General features: G+C 73.7%; 14 protein-coding genes. 12 read left to right on the top strand and 2 right to left on the bottom strand.

What is annotated here, in order from left to right; genetic code table 11:
* Positions 1 to 3: 3 nt before the first annotated feature.
* Positions 4 to 1,815 (top strand): chitinase, encoded by a 1,812-nt coding sequence (locus ACZ6KO_RS29820; protein WP_469307114.1) that lies wholly within the window; start codon positions 4 to 6, stop codon positions 1,813 to 1,815.
* Positions 1,816 to 1,825: 10 nt separating this feature from the next.
* Here the strand turns inward: ACZ6KO_RS29820 and ACZ6KO_RS29815 are convergent, their stop codons facing one another.
* A complete protein-coding gene (locus tag ACZ6KO_RS29815) occupies positions 1,826 to 2,602 on the bottom strand; it encodes a phosphatase PAP2 family protein (RefSeq protein WP_469307113.1) in 777 nt (258 codons plus the stop codon).
* 133 nt (positions 2,603 to 2,735) lie between these two features.
* Positions 2,736 to 4,070: a 4-aminobutyrate--2-oxoglutarate transaminase gene (gabT, locus tag ACZ6KO_RS29810; protein WP_469307112.1), complete on the bottom strand. Its 1,335-nt coding sequence runs from the start codon at positions 4,068 to 4,070 to the stop codon at positions 2,736 to 2,738.
* Between the two features lie 273 nt (positions 4,071 to 4,343).
* On the opposite strand from gabT, the gene ACZ6KO_RS29805 reads away from it, so the two are divergent.
* The 11 genes from ACZ6KO_RS29805 (at position 4,344) to ACZ6KO_RS29755 (ending at position 21,154) form a co-directional block, all read left to right on the top strand.
* The gene (locus ACZ6KO_RS29805; protein ID WP_469307111.1) at positions 4,344 to 6,893 is read left to right on the top strand and encodes an ATP/GTP-binding protein; all 2,550 of its coding nucleotides are present in this window, start codon (positions 4,344 to 4,346) and stop codon (positions 6,891 to 6,893) included.
* A gap of 129 nt (positions 6,894 to 7,022) precedes the next feature.
* Positions 7,023 to 8,603, top strand: coding sequence for a PucR family transcriptional regulator (locus ACZ6KO_RS29800; RefSeq protein WP_469307110.1), 1,581 nt, complete (start codon positions 7,023 to 7,025; stop codon positions 8,601 to 8,603).
* Between the two features lie 205 nt (positions 8,604 to 8,808).
* A complete protein-coding gene (locus tag ACZ6KO_RS29795) occupies positions 8,809 to 10,254 on the top strand; it encodes an aldehyde dehydrogenase family protein (RefSeq protein ID WP_469307109.1) in 1,446 nt (481 codons plus the stop codon).
* 157 nt (positions 10,255 to 10,411) lie between these two features.
* The gene (locus tag ACZ6KO_RS29790; RefSeq protein ID WP_469307108.1) at positions 10,412 to 12,400 is read left to right on the top strand and encodes an acyl-CoA dehydrogenase family protein; all 1,989 of its coding nucleotides are present in this window, start codon (positions 10,412 to 10,414) and stop codon (positions 12,398 to 12,400) included.
* Positions 12,401 to 12,465: 65 nt separating this feature from the next.
* Complete coding sequence (locus ACZ6KO_RS29785) at positions 12,466 to 13,869, top strand: hypothetical protein (RefSeq protein ID WP_469307107.1); 1,404 nt, start codon at positions 12,466 to 12,468, stop codon at positions 13,867 to 13,869.
* Positions 13,870 to 13,889: 20 nt separating this feature from the next.
* Positions 13,890 to 15,140: a 1-deoxy-D-xylulose-5-phosphate reductoisomerase gene (dxr, locus tag ACZ6KO_RS29780; RefSeq protein ID WP_469307106.1), complete on the top strand. Its 1,251-nt coding sequence runs from the start codon at positions 13,890 to 13,892 to the stop codon at positions 15,138 to 15,140.
* Positions 15,137 to 16,438: a M50 family metallopeptidase gene (locus ACZ6KO_RS29775; RefSeq protein ID WP_469307105.1), complete on the top strand. Its 1,302-nt coding sequence runs from the start codon at positions 15,137 to 15,139 to the stop codon at positions 16,436 to 16,438. Before dxr ends, ACZ6KO_RS29775 begins: the two co-directional genes overlap by 4 nt.
* 199 nt (positions 16,439 to 16,637) lie before the next feature.
* Positions 16,638 to 17,795, top strand: coding sequence for a flavodoxin-dependent (E)-4-hydroxy-3-methylbut-2-enyl-diphosphate synthase (gene ispG / locus ACZ6KO_RS29770; protein WP_401454335.1), 1,158 nt, complete (start codon positions 16,638 to 16,640; stop codon positions 17,793 to 17,795).
* A gap of 182 nt (positions 17,796 to 17,977) precedes the next feature.
* Positions 17,978 to 18,823: a GNAT family N-acetyltransferase gene (locus ACZ6KO_RS29765; protein ID WP_469307104.1), complete on the top strand. Its 846-nt coding sequence runs from the start codon at positions 17,978 to 17,980 to the stop codon at positions 18,821 to 18,823.
* 42 nt (positions 18,824 to 18,865) lie between these two features.
* Positions 18,866 to 19,441, top strand: coding sequence for a GNAT family N-acetyltransferase (locus tag ACZ6KO_RS29760; protein WP_469307103.1), 576 nt, complete (start codon positions 18,866 to 18,868; stop codon positions 19,439 to 19,441).
* Between the two features lie 15 nt (positions 19,442 to 19,456).
* The gene (locus ACZ6KO_RS29755) at positions 19,457 to 21,154 is read left to right on the top strand and encodes a proline--tRNA ligase (RefSeq protein WP_469307184.1); all 1,698 of its coding nucleotides are present in this window, start codon (positions 19,457 to 19,459) and stop codon (positions 21,152 to 21,154) included.
* The last annotated feature ends 42 nt before the right edge of the window (positions 21,155 to 21,196 follow it).

Below are 21,196 nucleotides of genomic sequence, written 5' to 3'. Positions count from 1 at the left end.
GTTGTGCGCCGCAGAATACTGTCCCTTCTCACGGCCGCCGCCCTGGCGGCGGCCGGTCTGCTCGCCGCGGGGCCGCCCGCCGCGGCGGCGGACGCCGACCTCGCCCGCAACGGCGGCTTCGAGTCCGGCCTCACCAGCTGGAGCTGCACGGCCGGCAGCGGAGCCGTCGTCGGCTCACCCGTCCACGCCGGCGCCGCGGCCCTGAAGGCCACCCCGGCCGGGCAGGACAACGCCCGGTGCGCCCAGGCCGTCACCGTCCGGCCCGGCGCGACGTACACGCTGAGCGCCTGGGTGCAGGGCGCGTACGTCTACCTGGGCGCGAGCGGCACCGGCACCACCGACGTGTCCACGTGGACCCAGTCGGCGGGCGCCTGGACCAAGCTCACGACCACCTTCCGCACGGGCCCGTCGACGACGTCCGTGACCGTGTACACCCACGGCTGGTACGGCCAGAACGCCCACCACGTCGACGACCTCGCGGTGGTCGGCCCCGACCCGGGCGGCCCCGGCGGGCCCGACCTCCCGGCCGCCCCCACCGGCCTCACCGCATCGGGCGCCACCGCCACCTCGGTCGGCCTGTCCTGGTCGGCGGTCGCCGGCGCCACCGGCTACACCGTCTACCGCGACGGCGCCGCGGCCCTGACCGTCAGCGGCACCTCGGCGACGGTGACCGGCCTCGCGCCCGCCACGACGTACGCCTTCCAGGTGGCCGCGGTGGGCCCGGCGGGCGAGGGTCCGCGCAGCGCGGCCGTCCCCGCCACCACCACGAGCGGCGGCCCCGGCCCCGGCGGACCTGCCCTGCCCGCCCACGCCCTCGTCGGCTACCTCCACGCGAGCTTCGCCAACGGCTCCGGCTACGTCCGGATGGCCGACGTCCCCGCGTCCTGGGACGTCATCAACCTCGCCTTCGGCGAGCCGACCTCGGTGACCTCGGGCGACATCCGCTTCCGCCTGTGCCCGGTGGCCGAGTGCCCGAACGTGGAATCGGCCGCCGAGTTCAAGGCGGCGATCAAGGCCAAGCAGGCGGCCGGCAAGAAGGTGCTGATCTCCATCGGCGGCCAGAACGGCCAGGTACAGCTCGCCACGGCGGCCGCCCGCGACACCTTCGTCTCCTCCGTCGGCCGGATCATCGACGAGTACGGCCTCGACGGCCTCGACATCGACTTCGAGGGCCACTCCCTGTCGCTGGCGGCGGGCGACACCGACTTCCGCAGCCCCACCACGCCGGTGATCGTCAACCTGATCTCGGCACTGAAGACCCTCAAGGCCCGGTACGGCCCGGACTTCGTCCTGACCATGGCCCCGGAGACCTTCTTCGTCCAGCTCGGCTACCAGTTCTACGGCCCGGGCCCGTGGGGCGGGCAGGACCCGCGGGCCGGTGCCTACCTCCCGGTCATCCACGCCCTGCGCGACGACCTCACCCTGCTGCACGTGCAGGACTACAACTCCGGCCCGATCATGGGCCTGGACAACCAGTACCACTCCATGGGCGGTGCCGACTTCCACATCGCCATGACCGACATGCTCCTGACCGGCTTCCCGGTCGCGGGCAACACCGCGCGCGTCTTCCCGGCCCTGCGCCCCGACCAGGTCGCCATCGGCCTGCCGGCCACGCCCCAGGCGGGCAACGGGCACACGCCGCCCGGCGAGGTGCACAAGGCCCTGGACTGCCTGACGAAGAAGACGAACTGCGGCGCCTACACCACCCACGGCACCTGGCCCGCCCTGCGCGGCCTGATGACCTGGTCGGTCAACTGGGACCGGTTCGGCGGCTGGGAGTTCTCCAGGAACTTCGACGCCTACTTCGGCGGCTGACCCGCCCTCCTCAGGCTGTCCGCGCCGCGCCGCGGCGGACGGCGAGGAGCAGCGGGACGCACAGCAGGCAGCTGGCCAGCACGTCCAGGGGCCAGTGCCAGCCGCGCAGGATCAGGCCGGTGGCCGTCGCGCCCGTCAGCAGGAGGGCGGCGGCCATCGGCCAGGCGCGGCGGACGTACGGCGTGATCAGCAGGGCCGCGCCGATGTAGGCCACGGCCGAGGTGGCCGTGTGCCCCGAAGGGAAGTAGCCGGCCGCCCAGGGCTCCAGCGGGCCCGGCCGGGCGGTCCACTCCTTCAGCGGGACGACCAGGGCCGGGACCAGGGCCATGGCCAGGCCCGCCACCAGCGCGCCCCGGCGGTTGCCGCGCCACGCCGCCCAGCCCATCGCCAGCAGCAGGACCGGAACGGCGACCGGGACGTTGCCGAGGTCGGAGAGGCGTTCGGTGACGGCGTCCGGGACCGTGCGGACGACGGCACGGCTCAGGCTCTCGTCCGGCGCCAGCAGCGGGCCGGAGACCAGGACCTGCCAGGTGATCAGGGCCAGGCCGAGGAGCGCGGCCGCCGCGGTGAGCAGGGCCCGGGAGGAGAAAACGGCCGGCCGTCCCGGAACAGGGGGGATGGTTCCGGGACGGCCGCCCTGATCGGGTTGCCGCGCGCCCCGGGGGGTTTGGGGCGGACGGCTGTCCGATCGGTGAGGAGTGTGCGCGAACGCATGCCCGGTACGGCGCTGGGGAAGCCCGGTACCGGAATCGTCCCCGGAAGACCGGCGACGGTGTGTCTCACTCATCTGCAGAAACCGTACGGCAGCGAGAGGGGGACCGACAGCGGGATCGCGCTCCCGCCATCGGCCCCCCACACGTTCTTCACAGGGCCCGACGGTTACCGCTGGTATGGATCGAGCACCGTGTTCGGACGCTCGCTCAGATGCCCGCGAAGGCGCCCTCGATGATGTCCAGGCCCTCGTTCAGCAGGTCGTCGCCGATGACGAGCGGGGGCAGGAAGCGGAGCACGTTGCCGTAGGTGCCGCAGGTGAGGACGAGCAGGCCCTCGGCGTGGCAGGCCTTGGCGAGCGCGCCGGCGGCCTCCGGGTTCGGGGTCTTGGACGCGGGGTCCTTGACCAGCTCGATCGCGACCATCGCACCGCGGCCGCGGATGTCACCGATGATGTCGTACTTCTCCTGCATCGCCGTCAGGCGGGCCTTCATCACCGACTCGATGTGCTTGGCCTTGGCGTTGAGGTCGAGCTCCTTCATCGTCTCGATGGAGCCCAGGGCGCCGGCACAGGCCACCGGGTTGCCGCCGTAGGTGCCGCCCAGGCCGCCCGCGTGCGCGGCGTCCATGATCTCGGCGCGGCCGGTCACGGCGGCCAGCGGCAGACCGCCGGCGATGCCCTTGGCGGTGGTGATCAGGTCCGGGACGATGCCCTCGTCCTCGCACGCGAACCACTGGCCGGTGCGGCAGAAGCCGGACTGGATCTCGTCGGCGACGAACACGATGCCGTTGTCGTTGGCGAACTTCACGATCGCCGGCAGGAAGCCCTTGGCCGGCTCGATGAAGCCGCCCTCGCCGAGCACCGGCTCGATGATGATCGCGGCGACGTTCTCGGCGCCGATCTGCTTGGTGATCTGGTCGATCGCCTGCGCGGCGGCCTCGGGGCCGCAGTTCTCGGCACCGGTGGGCCAGCGGTAGCCGTAGGCGACCGGCACGCGGTAGACCTCGGGCGCGAACGGGCCGAAGCCCTGCTTGTACGGCATGTTCTTCGCCGTCAGCGCCATGGTGAGGTTGGTGCGGCCGTGGTAGCCGTGGTCGAAGACGACGACGGCCTGGCGCTTGGTGTACGAACGGGCGATCTTGACGGCGTTCTCGACGGCCTCGGCGCCCGAGTTGAACAGCGCCGACTTCTTCGCGTGGTCACCGGGGGTCAGCTCGGCGAGCGCCTCGCAGACCTCGACGTAGCCCTCGTAGGGCGTGACCATGAAACAGGTGTGGGTGAAGTCGGCGAGCTGCGCGGAGGCGCGGCGTACGACGGCCTCGGCGGAGGCGCCGACCGAGGTCACGGCGATGCCGGAGCCGAAGTCGATCAGGCGGTTGCCGTCGACGTCCTCGATGATGCCGCCGCCCGCGCGGGCCGTGAAGACGGGGAGCACGGAGCCCACGCCGCCGGCCACCGTCTCCAGGCGGCGGGCCTGCAGCTCCTGCGACTTCGGGCCGGGGATCGCGGTGACGATGCGGCGCTCCTGCGGGACAGCGGTCATGGGGGCTCCTGGGGGTGTTTGCGGGCCGTTTTCGGACGCACGTGTGTCTTTGTCCGCAGGCTAGGCCCGAGGGAGGGCCGAAGGCATGCTCCGTTCGGGAGTGGTGCCCGCGTGTCCTTGTCCGTGACGGCCATAGGAGGGGCGGGTCGGGGGCGCCGCGGGTGATCACCGGGTGTCGCGCCGATCCGGCCGGGGTACGGGCCGCGGGGCGGTCCCGGCCACTAGATTGAGCGCCGCAGCACAGTGAACGGGGCAGGCAGGGGGCAGGGGTTCATGGACACCGACGGTACGTACGGCACACCGGACGCGGTCGCCCGCGGGGGCCAGGTCCCCCGGCCGGCCGGGCCACCGCTGCCGCCGGACGCCGGAACCCCCCGCGCACCGGGCCCGGTCCAGGGCCCGCACGCACCGGACCCGCACGCCCCGGACCCGCAGGCACCGGGCCGTTCCGCGAAGGCGCACGCCCCGGCGACCGCGGTCCCGCCCGCCCCCGCCGTCCCCCCGGCCCCCGCCGCCCCGCCGGCGCGGCCGCCCCGCCCCGCCCACGCGCCCCGCCCCGCCGCCGGGGCCGCCGGGGCGCTGGCCGAGTGGCTGCGCACGCCCCGGCCCGAGGCCGAGCCCGGCACCTGGCGCCTGGGCCACGTGCCGCGCGCCGCCCAGGACCCGGAGGAGGCCGTACCGGCGCGCGCGCTGCTCAGCTCCGCCCTGATCTCCTTCCTCGTCTGCGTCCTGGTGTGGTCGCTGATCCGCAACGGCTACATCACGGCGTGGGACGAGCCGCTGCGGATGTTCACCCCGAACGACTGGTGGGACCTGCACGGCGAGCCGCGGCCCGGCCAGGGCGGCATGACCGCCAAGCCGCTCTACGAGCTGCTCTTCGACGCCGCCCTGCTCTACGGTTTCGGCCGCCTCGGCCGCTGGAAGCTCGCCTGGAACCGGCTCGTCGTCGCCCGCGGCCCCTGGGCCCGCGCCGGGGCGGCCGCGCTCGTCGCCCTCCTGGCGGTCCTGCTGGTGCGGGGCTACCAGCTCCCGCTGCGCGCGCTCGCCTACTCGCTGCTTCCGTTCGGCACCGACCAGGTCGCCAACAAGCAGCTCGTCGACACCACCCACCTCCTCCTGGACGCGGGCGTCGTGCTGGCCTGCGCCGTCCTCGGCGGCTGGCTCACCCTGCTGCGCCGCCGCGGGGCCGGCGCCTCCGCCGCGCCGGACGGCCGGCCCGGCGCCCCGGCCCCGGCCGAGCCCGGCTCCGAGGAGGACCCCGTCCGCTGGTCGCAGCTGCGCGCCGCCGGGCTGGCCGACGCCGCCGACCGGCTCGGCGCCGACACCGAGGCCGGCCGGATGGGCGACGTCGACCACGTCCGCATCCGCCGCGCCTGGGAGTCCGTCCAGGTCGACCCCACCCGCTTCACCGCCTTCGCCGACGCGGTGCGCGCCAAGGGCGCCGGCGCCTGCGCGCACCCCTCCGGAGCGCGCGACCTGCCGGTCCGGACCGCCCGGCACGACCTGCTCCTGCGGCAGGTCCGCCTGGGCACGGTCGCGGACACCGAACGCAACCCCTACGCCCGGCGCACCACCGGCCTCGCCCTCGACCCCGAGGTGCTCGGCACCTCGCTGCTGGCCGTCGGCCCCTCCGGCGCGGGCAAGACCGGACGGCTGGTGCGGCCCGTCGTGGAGTCGCTGGCCCTCCAGGCGCTGGCCGGACAGGCCGCCGTCATCGCGGTCGGCGCGGCCGGGGCCCGGCTCGGGCCCGACGACGCGTACGACGTGGTGGTCCGCATCGGCGACGACTCCTCCGTGCACGACCTCGACCTCTACGGCGGCACCCCCGACCCCGACGAGGCGGCCACCCTGCTCGCCGAGGCCTTCGTCGGCGACGTACCGGGCATCGACGTACGGCGGGCCGCGACCGCCCTGGCCCAGCTGCTCGGCCCCTTCCGGGCCGCCTACGGGCGCTTCCCCGGCGTCCCCGAGCTGCGCGAACTCCTTGACCAGGTGCCCGCCGCCGTCGCCGCGCTGCGCGACGACCTCCAGAGCGCCGGCCAGTACGCGATGCTGCGCGAGCTCGACGCGCGGGAGCGCGGTCGCGGCTCCCACGGCGACCCCGGGCCGCTGCTCGCCGACCGCGTGGCCCTGCTGGACCGGCCCGCGTTCGCCGGGTCCTTCGACACCACCGGGCAGAACCGGATGTTCTCGCTCAGCTTCCTGGAGCACCCCCTGCGGGTCCGCATCGACCTGCCCGAGCGCGGGCACACCGACGCCTCCCGGATGCTGGCCCGGCTGCTGCTCGCCCAGTTCACGGCGAGCGTCGCCGCCCGCGCCGACCGCTCGCTCTTCGCCTTCCTGGCCCTCGACGACGCCTCCGCCACGCTGACCCCGCAGACCGTGCGGGAACTGAGCCGGCTGCGCTCGGCCCACGCCGGGGTGCTGCTGGCGCTGCGCACGCTGGAGGACGTACCCGAGGGGCTGCGCACGCCGCTGCTGGGCGCGGTGGGCTGCCGGATGGCGTTCTCCGGGGTCACCACCTGGGACGGCAAGCGGTTCGCGGAGGCCTGGGGCACCGAGTGGGTGGAGGCGCGCGACGTCACCAGCCGGGACGTCTTCGCCGACCAGGCCCTCACCCGGTGGATCCACGCCCTGCGCAAGCTGATCACCGGCAAGGCCGTGACCACCGACGCGGTGACCGTACGGCAGGTGGAGCGGGAGCGGTGGTCGGCCTCGGACCTCGCGCACGCGGTGCCGGCCGGCTGCGCGGTGCTGTCGCTGACGACCGTGCGCGGCGAGCGGGCGGCACCGCTGCTGGTGGAGCTGGGCCACGCGGGATGACGGCCGTCGGGAAAGCCGCCCGCCGGTTGGCGCGACGGCCGTGTGGCGACCCGTACGAGGTGGCAGAATCGACCTGAGCCGTTCATACGCCACGGCGAAATGAATCTTCGTCGAAAGCCCCGGGAACCGATGCCGCTCACTCTCGCCTCGCTCGTCCAGCACTCGGCGCTCAAACTCAGCGTCCGCGCGGGGGAGGACCGGCTGGACACGCCGGTGCGCTGGGCGCACGTCAGCGAGCTCGCCGACCCCGTCCCCTACATGGAGGGCGGCGAGCTGCTCCTCATCACGGCGATGAAGCTGGACGCCGAGGACCCCGAGGAGATGCGCGCCTACGTCCGCCGGCTGGCGGCGGCCGGGGTGGTCGGCATCGGCTTCGCCGTCGGCGTCAACTACGACGCGATCCCGCAGGCCCTGGTGGAGGCCGCCCGCAGCGAGGACCTGCCGCTGCTGGAGGTGCCCCGGCGCACCCCCTTCCTCGCGATCAGCAAGGCCGTCTCCGCGGCGCTGGCCGCCGACCAGTACCGGGCGGTGACCGCCGGATTCGAGGCCCAGCGCGAGCTCACGCGGGCCGCGCTGTCCGCCGAGGGCCCCGCCGAACTGCTGGCCAGGCTCGCCGCGCACGTGCACGGCTGGGCGGCCCTGTACGACGCCTCGGGGGCGGTCGTCGCGGCCGCGCCCGACTGGGCCGCCCGGCGGGCCGCCCGGCTCACCCCGGACGTCGAACGGCTGCGCGAACGCCCGGCGCCGGCCAGCGCCGTGGTCGGCGGCTCGGACGACCGGGTCGAACTGCAGTCGCTGGGCACCGGCCGGCGGGCCCGCGGCGCGCTGGCCGTGGGCACGGGCGCGCCGCTGGGCACCGCCGAGCGGTACGCCGTCCACTCGGCGGTCGCGCTGCTCACGCTGACCACCGAGCGCTCGCGGGCCCTGCACGACGCCGAGTCGCGGCTGGGCGCGGCGGTGCTGCGGATGCTGCTGGCCGGGGAACCGGAGCACGCCCAGGCCGTGGCCGCCGACCTGTACGGCGGACTGCTGGAGGCCCCGTTCCGGCTGGTCGTGGTCGAACCGGCGCTGCCCGGCACCGCCCAGCCGGAAGGCCTGGCCGCCTTCGCCGACGCCGTGGAGTCGGCGGCGGCCCGGGCCGGCGAGACCCTGCTGGTGGTGCCCGAGACCGGACGGCTGGTGGTGCTCGCCGCCGACGGCGGCGCGGCCGTGCAGGCGGTGGCCGCCCACGCGGAGGCCCTCGAAGCCCGGCGGGGCCGGGACGCCACCGGCCCCGAGGCGGACGAACTGGTCATCGGCCTGTCCGCGCCCGCGGGCCCGGCGAACGCCGGCGCCGCCTTCAAACAGGCCGACCAGGCCCTGGCCGTGGCCCGCCGGCGCGGCCGCCCCCTGGTCGAGCACGAGGACCTCGCGGCGGGCTCGGTCCTGCCGCTCCTGGCCGACGAGGCCGTCCGCGCCTTCGCCGACGGCACCCTGCGCGCCCTGCGCGAGCACGACGCCACCGGCCGCGGCGACCTCGTGGCCTCCCTCCAGGCCTGGCTCTCGCGCCACGGCCAGTGGGACGCGGCCGCCGCCGAACTCGGCGTCCACCGCCACACCCTGCGCTACCGCATGCGCCGCGTCGAGGAGATCCTCGGCCGCTCCCTCGACGACCCGGACGTCCGCATGGAGCTCTGGCTCGCCCTGAAGGCCACCTCCACCCCTACGTGAGCGCGCCCCACCCCTGCGGGGTGCCCCGCGAGCGGCGGCGGCCGGGCCAGACTGACGCCGGAGCGGCACCGCCGGCCGGGCGACACTGACAAACCGGCGCAGGACGCGGGAGCGGCGCTCCATGCCGGACAAACGCCGAAACCGCCGCGCAGATCTACGGTGGGAGGGACAGGACCCGCACACCACCGAAGGGCCGGGGATTCGCATGACTTCCACCCACGCCTTCTGGCTCGCCGGCCGCCAGGCCACCGGCCAGGACAGCTTCGACGTCCACTCCCCGTGGGACGGCCGCGTCGTCGGCACCGTCAGCGTGCCCACCGACGCCCAGGTCGAAGAGGCCGTGGCCGCGGCGCACGCCGTGACGGCGGAGTTCTCCGCGACCCCCGCCCACGTACGGGCCGCCGCCCTGGACCACGTCTCCAAGCGGCTCGTCGAGCGCACCGAGGAGATCGCCCAGCTGATCTCCGCCGAGAACGGCAAGCCCGTCAAGTGGGCCCGCGGCGAGGTCGGCCGCGCGGTGTCCGTCTTCCGCTTCGCCGCCGAAGAGGCCCGCCGCTTCAACGGCGGTGAGGCCCAGCGCCTGGACACCGACGCCGGTGGCGTCGGCCGTCTCGCCCTGACCCGCCGCTTCGTCAAGGGCCCGGTCCTCGGCATCGCGCCGTTCAACTTCCCGCTGAACCTCTGCGCCCACAAGGTCGCCCCCGCGATCGCCGTCGGTGCGCCCATCATCCTCAAGCCGGCCCCGGCCACCCCCCTGTCCGGCCTGATCCTCGGCGAGCTGCTCGCCGAGACCGACCTGCCGGCCGGCTCCTGGTCCGTGCTCCCCGTCGCCAACGACAAGATGCCGGCCCTGGTCAAGGACGAGCGCCTGCCCGTCATCTCCTTCACCGGCTCCGACACGGTCGGCTACGCCATCCAGGAGTCCGTGCCCCACAAGCACTGCACCCTGGAGCTCGGCGGCAACGCCGCGGCCGTGGTCCTCCAGGACTGGTCCTCCGAGGCCGACCTCGACTGGGCCGCCACCCGCATCGCCACCTTCTCCAACTACCAGGCCGGCCAGTCCTGCATCTCCGTGCAGCGCGTCGTCGCCGACGCCGCCGTCTACGACCGCCTGGTCGAGAAGGTCGTCGCGAAGGTCCAGGCCCAGGTCACCGGCGACCCGAACGACGACGCCACCGACGTCGGCCCGCTCGTCTCCGAGGACGCCGCCAAGCGCGTCGAGTCCTGGGTCGACGAGGCCGTCTCCGCCGGCGCCAAGCTGCTCGCCGGCGGCAAGCGCGAGGGCGCCTCGTACGAGCCGACCGTGCTCGCCGAGGTCCCGGGCGACGTCACCATCGCCGTCGAGGAGGTCTTCGGACCGGTCCTGACCCTGCACCGCGTCGAGAACACCGACGAGGCCTTCGCCAAGGTCAACGACTCCAAGTTCGGCCTCCAGGCCGGCGTCTTCACCCACGACGTGCAGAGCGCCTTCCGCGCCCACCGCGAGCTGGAGGTCGGCGGCGTGATCATCGGCGACGCCCCCTCGTACCGCGCCGACCAGATGCCGTACGGCGGCGTGAAGCAGTCGGGTGTCGGCCGCGAGGGCGTCCGCTACGCGATGGAGGACTACACGTACGAGCGAGTCATGGTCCTGACCGGCCTCGACATCTGAGTCCGTTCCGCCAAAGAGCCGACGGCCTGAGCCCACTGTGCGGGGGCTCAGGCCGTCCCCCTTTTCCCGGGCGGGCGGAAGGGGTACGACTAACGGGTACGACTCACAGGTAGCACCCACCGGTAGCGACCCGACGAGCGGCGAGGTGAGCCCCCTCATGTCCGCAACACAGCCCGCACAGCCGGCCCAGCCCGCGGAACCCGCCCGGCCCGTACCCCCGGTCCCGCCCAAGGTGACCGAGCGCGAGGCCCGGCAGGTCGCGGAAGCGGCCCGGGAACAGGACTGGCGCAAGCCCAGCTTCGCCAAGGAACTCTTCCTCGGCCGGTTCCGCCTCGACCTGATCCACCCCCATCCGCTCCCCGCCGACGAGGACGTGCGGCGCGGCGAGGCCTTCCTGGACCGGCTCCGCGCCTTCTGCGAGACCGAGATCGACGGGCCCCGGATCGAACGCGAGGCGAAGATCCCGGACGAGACCGTGCGGGGCCTGAAGGAACTGGGCGCGCTCGGCATGAAGATCGACCCCAAGTACGGGGGCCTGGGCCTGACCCAGGTGTACTACAACAAGGCGCTCGCCCTCGTCGGCTCGGTCAGCCCCGCCATCGGCGCCCTGCTCTCCGCCCACCAGTCCATCGGCGTCCCCCAGCCGCTGAAGATCTTCGGCACCCAGGAGCAGAAGGACGCCTTCCTGCCGCGCCTGGCCACCACCGACATCAGCGCCTTCCTCCTCACCGAACCGGACGTCGGCTCCGACCCCGCCCGGCTCGCCACCACCGCCGTCCCCGACGGCGAGGACGGCTACGTCCTGGACGGCGTGAAGCTGTGGACCACCAACGGCGTGGTCGCCGACCTGCTCGTCGTCATGGCCCGGGTGCCCGCGTCCGAGAACCACCGCGGCGGCATCACCGCCTTCGTCGTCGAGGCCGACGCCCCCGGCATCACCGTCGAGCACCGCAACGCCTTCATGGGCCTGCGCGGCCTGGAGAACGGCGTCACCCGCTTCCACCGCGTCAAGGTCCCCGCCGCGAACCGCATCGGCCCCGAGGGCGCCGGCCTGAAGATCGCGCTGACCACCCTCAACACCGGCCGGCTCTCGCTGCCCGCGATGTGCGTCGGCGCCGGCAAGTGGTGCCTGAAGATCGCCCGCGAATGGTCGGCGGTCCGCGAGCAGTGGGGCCGGCCCGTCGCCCGCCACGAGGCCGTCGGCGCCAAGATCTCCTTCATCGCCGCCACCACCTTCGCGCTGGAGGCCGTCGTCGACCTCGCCTCGCAGATGGCCGACGAGGACCGCAACGACATCCGCATCGAGGCCGCGCTCGCCAAGCTCTACGGCTCCGAGATGGCCTGCCTGATGGCCGACGAGCTGGTCCAGATCCGCGGCGGCCGCGGTTTCGAGACCGCCGACTCGCTCGCCGCCCGCGGCGAACGCGCCGTACCGGCCGAGCAGCTCCTGCGCGACCTGCGCATCAACCGGATCTTCGAGGGCTCCACCGAGATCATGCACCTGCTGATCGCGCGCGAGGCCGTCGACGCCCACCTCTCCGTCGCCGGCGACCTCATCGACCCCGACAAGGCACTCGGCGACAAGGCCAGGGCCGGCGCCCGCGCGGCCGGGTTCTACGCCCGCTGGCTGCCCAAGCTCGCCGCCGGCCCCGGCCAGGTGCCCGGCACCTACCGCGAGTTCCACCCCGCCGGCCACCCCGACCTCGCCGTCCACCTGCGCTACGTCGAACGCGGCGCCCGCAAGCTCGCCCGGTCCACGTTCTACGCCATGTCCCGCTGGCAGGGCAGGATGGAGACCAAACAGGGCTTCCTCGGCCGCGTCGTCGACATCGGCGCCGAACTCTTCGCCATGAGCGCCGCCTGCGTGCGCGCCGAGCACCTGCGCGCCACCGGCGCCCACGGCCGCGAGGCCTACCAGCTCGCCGACGCCTTCTGCCGGCAGTCCCGGCTGAGGATCGAGGAGCTCTTCGGACGGCTGTGGTCCAACACCGACGACCTGGACCGCAAGGTCGTCGCGGGCGTCCTGACCGGCACCTACACCTGGCTGGAGGAAGGCGTCCTGGACCCCTCCGGCGACGGCCCCTGGATCGCGGACGCCACCCCCGGACCCTCCCAGCAGAAAAACGTCCACCGCCCGTTCCGCTGACCTGCGATCATCGCCCCGTCGCCGGACAGGCGTACGAGGGCGGCGAGCGGGGAAGCGGACCAACGATGAACGTCGACAGGGAGAGCAGACGGCTCGCCCGGTGCGTGGCGCTCCTGCTGCGCCACGCACCGGACGCGGTCGCCGCCGACCTCCTCGGGCGCCTGGACGCCCCCACGCGCCGCTTCCTGTGCCGGGACGAACACCTCCCGGCCTCCACCGTGACCCTGCTGCTGCGCCACGGCACCGACGAGGACCGCCGTACGGTCGCACGCAACCCCTACGTCCTGGGCCGCCCGCTGCCGGGCCTGCCCGGCCCCGCCCGCTACGCCGCCCGGCCGCCGAAGGCGCACCTCGCGGGGCTCCTCGCCGCGGAGCTGGGCCACCCGCCGGACGAGCCGCTGTCCCTGACCGACGAGGAGCTGATCGCCCTCCTGCGCCGGACCGGCGCCCGCCGTCCGCGCGGCCCGCTGGACGTGCTGCGCCTGCACACCGGGCCCGGCCCCGACCCCGGCCCGCTGCTGCGCGCACACGCCCGCCACCCGCTGCCGCCCGGCTCCGTCGAGGCCCTGCTGCTGGTGGGACGGCTGCCCCTGCCCGTGGCCCTGGCCCTGCTGGACACCCGCGCCGCCACCGGGTACGGCCGCTCCTGGCACCGGCCCGCCGTCCGGGCCGTACGGATGGGCCTGGCCACCCCCGACGAACTCGTCGCCCACCTCGCACCGGCCCACCGGACCCTGCTGCTCACGCTGGAGGGCGGGCACGGCCACGGCCTGCGCTGGTCCCTGCCCGAACGGGCCCAGATGGGCTCGGCCCTGCACCGCGTGCTGCGCCCGGCCCTGGGCGAGGACCCCCGGCTGTGGGCCGCGCTGACGCGGCACGCGCCCGGTTTCGCCGGCACCCTGCCCGAACTCGCCGCCGCGGTCGCCGGGGGCACCGCCGGTGACCTCGCCGCCGTCCCGCCGGCGCCGCCCGTGCCCGGTCTCGAACGGGCCGTGCGGGCCCTGGCCCCCGCCCCGCCACCCCCGCCCGCCGGCGGCGTCGAGCGGGAACTGGCCCTGGCCAGCCTGGCCGTGCCCAACGCGATGGGAGACCTGCGCGAGGACATCCGCTGGGTCCGGGCCTGCCTGGACCGCGGCCTGCTGACCGGCACCGACGTGCTCCGCCACAAGGCTCCCGCCGCGTGGGCCCTGGACGAGGACCACTGGCTGGGCGACCTCGACGAGGACCCCGCGGCCGACGCCCCCGACCGTGCCGCGGACGACGACGGTGACGTCGGCCACGGCCGGGCCGGGCGGTGGCGGGCGTTGCTGGCCGGGCGCGCCGAGGCCGACCGGTTGCTCGCGGGCGCCCTCGGGACGTACGCCGACGGCTGGTGGCGGGCGGCCCGCGCGCTGCCCGACTTCCCCGGGACGCTGCCCGAACTCCTCGCCGGGGTCACCTCGGGGGACTGGGTGTCCAACCCCGGCTGAGTTGCGGCAACAATGGGGGGATGAGCGACAGCCCAGCCCCCCTCGCCGACCCGCACCTCCTCTTCGACGCCGCGGCCGGCCGCCGGGACATCGTCGTCCTCGGGTCCACCGGATCGATCGGGACCCAGGCCATCGATCTCGTCCTGCGCAACCCCGACCTGTTCCGGGTGACCGCGCTGTCCGCCGCCGGCGGCCGCGTCGGCCTGCTCGCCGAGCAGGCCCGGCGGCTGCGGGTCGAGCGGGTCGCGGTCGCCCGCGAGGACGTCGTACCGGCCCTGAAAGAGGCGCTCGACGCCGCGTACGGCGCCGAGCCGCAGCCCGAGGTCCTCGCGGGTCCCGACGCGGCCACCGAACTCGCCGCCTCCCCGTGCCACACCGTGCTCAACGGCATCACCGGTTCCATCGGCCTCGCGCCCACCCTCGCGGCGCTGCGGGCCGGCCGCACCCTGGCCCTGGCCAACAAGGAATCGCTGATCGTCGGCGGCCCGCTGGTCAAGGCCCTCGCGAAGCCCGGCCAGATCATCCCGGTCGACTCCGAGCACGCCGCGCTGTTCCAGGCGCTGGCCGCCGGCACCCGGGCGGACGTACGCAAGCTCGTGGTCACCGCCTCCGGCGGGCCCTTCCGCGGCCGCACCCGCGCCGAGCTGGCGCACGTCACCGTCGACGACGCCCTCGCACACCCGACCTGGGCCATGGGCCCGGTCATCACGGTCAACTCGGCGACCCTGGTCAACAAGGGCCTGGAGGTGATCGAGGCCCACCTGCTCTACGACATCCCCTTCGAGCGCATCGAGGTCGTCGTCCACCCGCAGTCCTACGTCCACTCGATGGTGGAGTTCACGGACGGCTCCACGCTCGCCCAGGCCACCCCGCCGGACATGGGCGGCCCCATCGCGGTCGGTCTCGGCTGGCCCCACCGGGTCCCGGACGCGGCCCCCGCGTTCGACTGGAGCAAGGCCTCCACCTGGGAGTTCTTCCCCCTGGACACCGAGGCGTTCCCCTCCGTCGGCCTGGCCCGGCACGTGGGTACCCTGGGCGGCACCGCCCCCGCCGTGTTCAATGCGGCGAACGAGGAGTGTGTGGACGCCTTCCTGGCCGGTCGGCTGCCGTTCACAGCGATCGTGGATACCGTCGCCGCTGTGGTCGAGGACCACGGGACGCCGGCCGCGGGAACTTCGCTGACCCTCTCCGACGTCCTCGAGGCGGAGGCCTGGGCGCGGGCCCGGGCGCGGGAGATGGCGGCACGGGCCGCCGTGGAGGCGCGCGCATGACCATGCTCATGACGGTGATCGGGATAGTCGTATTCCTGCTCGGTCTGCTGATCTCCATCGCCTGGCACGAACTGGGCCACCTCTCCACGGCCAAGCTCTTCGGCGTCCGCGTCCCGCAGTACATGGTCGGCTTCGGCCCCACCATCTGGTCGCGCAGGAAGGGCGAGACCGAGTACGGCATCAAGGCCATCCCCATGGGCGGCTACATCCGCATGATCGGGATGTTCCCGCCAGGCGAGGACGGCAAGGTCAGCGCCCGCTCGACCTCCCCCTTCCGGTCGATGATCGAGGACGCGCGCTCGGCGGCGTACGAGGAGCTCCAGCCCGGCGACGAGACGCGGCTCTTCTACACGCGCAAGCCCTGGAAGCGCGTCATCGTCATGTTCGCCGGGCCGTTCATGAACCTGGTCCTGGCCGTGGTGATCTTCGTGGCCACCCTGATGACCTTCGGGGTCAACACCCAGACCACCGTGGTCGGCTCGGTCTCGGACTGCGTGATCCAGCAGAGCGAGCAGCGCACCACCTGCGCCGCGGGCGACCCGCAGGCCCCCGCCAAGGCCGCCGGCCTGAAGCAGGGTGACAGGATCGTCGCCTTCGACGGCCGGGCGGTCTCCGACTGGTCGGCGCTGCAGAAGGACATCCGCGCCACCACCGGCCCCGCCACCATCACCGTCGAGCGGGCCGGGCAGCGCCTGGACCTCAAGGCCGACCTGATCCCGAACAAGGTCGCCAAGACCGACGGCAACGGCCAGTACGTCAAGGGCGAGTACGTCACCGCCGGCTTCCTCGGCTTCAGCCCCGCCGTCGGTTACGTCGAGCAGTCCTTCGGCCAGTCGGTCGAGCGCATGGGCGACATGATGCAGTCCGGCGTCCAGGCACTGATCGACCTGCCGTCCCGGGTCCCGGCGCTGTGGGACGCCGCCTTCAACGGGGCCGAGCGCGAGCAGGACGGGCCGATGGGCATCATCGGCGCCGCCCGGGTCAGCGGCGAGATCTTCACCCTCGACGTGCCCCCGACCCACACGCTGGTGTTCTTCCTGAACCTGCTGGCCGGGTTCAACCTCTCGCTGTTCCTGTTCAACATGCTGCCGCTGCTGCCGCTGGACGGCGGGCACATCGCCGGAGCCCTGTGGGAGTCGGTGCGGCGCACCTTCGCCCGCGTCTTCCGGCGCCCCGACCCGGGCCCGTTCGACGTCGCGAAGCTGATGCCGGTGGCGTACGTGGTGGCGGGCGTCTTCGTCTGCTTCACCCTGCTGGTGATGATCGCGGACGTGGTGAACCCCATCAAGATCACCTGATCCGACACGCGTCGTACGCCTGTCGTACGACCGCTTGTACGGCACGCGTACGGGAGCCGGGCACGATCCGTGTCCGGCTCCCTACGTTCGGGTGGCGGACCCCCTCGGATGCACGGGGCGCGTGCCGCTTGGCGTAATCTCGAAGCCTGGAGCCCGCCGATCTCGGGACCTTGATCCACACCTTGGGGTTGCACAGCAGATGACTGCCATCTCTCTCGGAATGCCGGCCGTACCGACGAAGCTTGCCGACCGCCGCGTCAGCCGCAAGATCCAGGTCGGCAAGGTCGCCGTCGGCGGCGACTCACAGATCTCCGTGCAGTCGATGACCACCACCAGGACCTCCGACATCGGGGCGACGCTCCAGCAGATCGCCGAGCTCACCGCCTCCGGCTGTGACATCGTCCGCGTGGCCTGCCCGACCCAGGACGACGCCGACGCGCTCGCCGTGATCGCCAAGAAGTCGCAGATCCCGGTCATCGCCGACATCCACTTCCAGCCGAAGTACGTCTTCGCGGCCATCGACGCCGGCTGCGCCGCGGTCCGCGTGAACCCGGGCAACATCAAGCAGTTCGACGACAAGGTCAAGGAGATCGCGAAGGCCGCGAACGAGACCCGCACGCCGATCCGCATCGGAGTGAACGCCGGCTCCCTCGACGCCCGGCTGCTGAAGAAGTACGGCAAGGCCACCCCCGAGGCGCTGGTCGAGTCCGCGCTGTGGGAGGCCTCCCTCTTCGAGGAGCACGGCTTCGGCGACATCAAGATCTCGGTCAAGCACAACGACCCGGTCGTCATGGTCAACGCCTACCGCCAGCTCGCCGCCGCCTGCGACTACCCGCTGCACCTCGGCGTCACCGAGGCCGGCCCCGCCTTCCAGGGCACCATCAAGTCCGCCGTCGCCTTCGGCGCGCTGCTCTCCGAGGGCATCGGCGACACCATCCGCGTCTCCCTCTCGGCCCCGCCGGCCGAGGAGGTCAAGGTCGGCATCCAGATCCTGGAGTCCCTCAACCTCAAGCCGCGCCGCCTGGAGATCGTCTCCTGCCCGTCCTGCGGCCGCGCCCAGGTCGACGTCTACAAGCTGGCCGAAGAGGTCACCGCCGGCCTGACCGGCATGGAGGTCCCGCTGCGCGTCGCCGTCATGGGCTGCGTCGTCAACGGCCCCGGCGAGGCGCGCGAGGCCGACCTCGGCGTCGCCTCCGGCAACGGCAAGGGCCAGATCTTCGTGAAGGGCGAGGTCATCAAGACCGTCCCCGAGTCGAAGATCGTCGAGACCCTCATCGAGGAAGCCATGAAGATCGCCGAGCAGATGGAGAAGGACGGCGTCGCCTCCGGCGAGCCCACCGTGGCCATCGGCGTCTGACGCCGGCCGGGCCCGCGCGCGTACCCGCCCGCCCTCCGCCCTCCGCCCTGCCTCCTCCGGCCCCGTTCCCGCAGCTCGCGGGCGGGGCCGGAGCCTTTTCGTGACCCCGGGGAAGCGGCAATGCGCGGTGCCGACGGGTACAGTGCGACAGATCAGCAGACTTGCATGGTGAGGCCCTCCACGTGTTGACGCAGACCACCACCCGGGTCCTCGAACCCGGTGATCTCGACGCCGCGCTCGAGGTGCTGGAGCGCGAGCCGGTCGAGAACGCCTTCGTCACCTCGCGGGTCCGCATCGCCGGCCTCGACCCCTGGCGCCTGGGCGGCGAGATGTGGGGCTACTACACCGGCGGCGAGCTGACCTCCCTGTGCTACGCCGGCGCCAACCTGGTCCCCGTCTGCGCCACCCCCGACGCCGTACGCGCCTTCGCCGACCGCGCCCGCCGTACCGGCCGCCGCTGCTCCTCCATCGTCGGCCCCGCCCAGGCCACCGCGCTGCTGTGGCGGCTGCTGGAGCCGCACTGGGGCCCCGCCCGCGACGTCCGCTCCCACCAGCCCCTCATGGTCATCGAGGAGCCCTCGCGGGAGGTCGCGCCCGACCCGCTGGTCCGCCGGATCCGCAAGGAGGAGATGGACCTGATCATGCCGGCGTGCGTGGCCATGTTCACCGAGGAGGTCGGCGTCTCCCCGCTCGCGGGCGACGGCGGGCTCCTCTACCAGGCCCGGGTCGCGGAGCTGGTGGGAACCGGCCGTTCCTTCGCCCGCATCGAGGACGGCAGGGTCGTCTTCAAGGCCGAGATCGGCGCGGCCACCCCCCTGGCCTGCCAGATCCAGGGCGTCTGGGTGGACCCCGAGTTCCGCGGCCGCGGCCACTCCGAGACCGGCATGGCCGCCGTCGTCCAGTACGCGCTGCGCGACGTGGCGCCGCTCGTCAGCCTCTACGTCAACGACTTCAACACCGCCGCGCGGGCGGCGTACCGGCGCGTGGGCTTCCGCGAGGTCGGCGCGTTCATGAGCGTGCTCTTCTGAACCTGCTGTCATGAGGGGGTGACCGCCCAGTAAGGTCGCCGCATGGTGCCTTCCGAGCCCTCCACGCCGTCCGTGCCCACGCCCGCCGGACTCGAGATCGCTCCCCTGGACCTCGGGGCCCGCGTGGACGACGCGCTGCGGGTGCAGGCCGTCGCCTTCGGCCTCAGCGAGGAGGAGATCGGCATCCGGCGCTACATCGTCCAGCGCCACATGACCTGCCCCGGGGCCCGCGCGCTGGGCGCGTTCACCGAGGACGGGGCGCTGGCCGGGTTCGTCTACGGCATGCCCAACGACCGTACGCACTGGTGGTCCACCGTCGTCGAGCCGTACCTGCGGGCCACCGGGAACGACGGCTGGCTCGACGGCTCGTTCGTCATCACCGAACTCCACGTCCACCCCGGGTTCCAGGGCCATGGCGTCGGCCGCGAGCTGATCACCCGGATCACGGACGCGGCCGCGGAGCCGCGCTCGATCCTGTCCGCCATCGACACCGAGAGCCGGGCGCGCGGTCTCTACCGGGCGCTGGGCTACACGGACCTCGCGCGCCAGGTCCACTTCCCCAGCGCCAGCCTGCCCTACGCGGTAATGGGCGCGCCCCTGCCGCTGCGCCGCCGATAACCTCGGGGCATGTCTTTGCAACACGTACAGCGAATGTCCCGGGTGATGGCCAAGACCCTCCGGGAGGACCCGGCGGACGCCGAGACCCTCAGCCACAAGCTGCTGGTCCGGGCCGGCTACGTGCGCCGGTCGTCGGCGGGCGTCTGGATCTGGCTGCCGCTCGGCAAGAAGGTCCTGGAGAACGTCTCGCGCATCGTCCGCGAGGAGATGGACGCGATCGGCGCGCAGGAGGTGCTGCTGCCGGCGCTGCTGCCGCGCGAGCCGTACGAGGTGTCGGGCCGCTGGAGCGAGTACGGCGACCTGCTGTTCCGCCTCAAGGACCGCAAGGGCGCGGACTACTTGCTGGGGCCGACGCACGAGGAGATCTTCACCCAGGTGGTGAAGGACCAGTGCGCGTCCTACAAGGACCTGCCGGTGATGCTGTATCAGATCCAGACCAAGTACCGCGACGAGGCACGGCCGCGGTCGGGCGTGCTGCGGGGCCGCGAGTTCCAGATGAAGGACTCGTACTCCTTCGACGTGACCGACGAGGGTCTGGCGGAGTCCTACCGGCTCCACCGCGAGGCGTACGTACGGATCTTCACGCGGCTCGGTCTGGACCACCGCATCGTGTCGGCGGTCTCGGGCGCGATGGGCGGCTCGGCGTCGGAGGAGTTCCTGGCGCCGGCCGCGGCGGGCGAGGACACGTTCGCCTCCTGCGCGGCGTGCGGCTACGCGGCGAACACGGAGGCGGTCACGTTCGCCCTGGCGCCGGCCGACGCCGCCGGCCACGGCCCGGTGGAGGAGCTGGACACCCCCGACACCCCGACGATCGAGACGCTGGCGGCGCACCTGGGGGTGCCGGCGTCGGCGACGCTGAAGAACCTGCTGGTGAAGGTCGACGGCGAGATCGTCGCGGTCGGGGTCCCGGGGGACCGCGAGGTGGACCTCGGCAAGCTGGGCGAGCACCTGGCGCCGGCGGTCGTCGAACTGGTCACGGCCGAGGACTTCGTGGACCGCCCGGACCTGGTGCGCGGCTACGTCGGCCCGCAGGGCCTGGACAAGGTCCGCTACCTCGCCGACCCGCGGGTCGCGCCGGGCACGGCGTGGGTGACGGGCGCGAACCGGGCGGACACGCACGCGCGGAACGTGGTGTGCGGGCGGGACTTCGAGGTCGACCAGTACCTGGACGTGGTCGTCGTGGAACCGGGCGACCCCTGCCCGGCCTGCGGCTCGGCCCTCTCCCTGGACCGGGCGATCGAGGTGGGCCACATCTTCCAGCTGGGCCGCAAGTACGCGGACGCCTTCGGGCTGGACGTGCTGGGCCGCGAGGGCAAGCCGGTGCGCGTGACGATGGGGTCGTACGGCATCGGCGTGTCGCGGGTCGTGGCCGCGCTGGCCGAGCAGACCGCCGACGAGCAGGGCCTGTGCTGGCCGGACGCGGTGGCCCCGGCCGACGTGCACGTGGTCGCGGCGGGCAAGGCCGCGCAGCTGGCACTGGCGGAGGAAGCGGCCGCCGCCCTGGCCGCGGCGGGCCTGCGGGTCCTCCTGGACGACCGGCCGGGTCTCTCGCCGGGCGTGAAGCTCACGGACGCCGAACTGCTGGGCGTACCGCGGATCCTGGTCGCGGGTCGGCGCTCGGCGGAGTCGGTCGTGGAACTGAAGGACCGCCGCACGGGCACCCGCGAGGAACTCCCGCTGACGGAGGCCGTCTCCCGCCTGACCCGCCCCTGACCAACACCGCCGCCGACCCCCAAGATTCGGGACTCCGCCCCC

The sequence above is a fragment of the Streptomyces sp. NPDC042102 genome (assembly GCF_055582305.1).
This window is presented reverse-complemented; position numbering and strand designations above follow the sequence as displayed.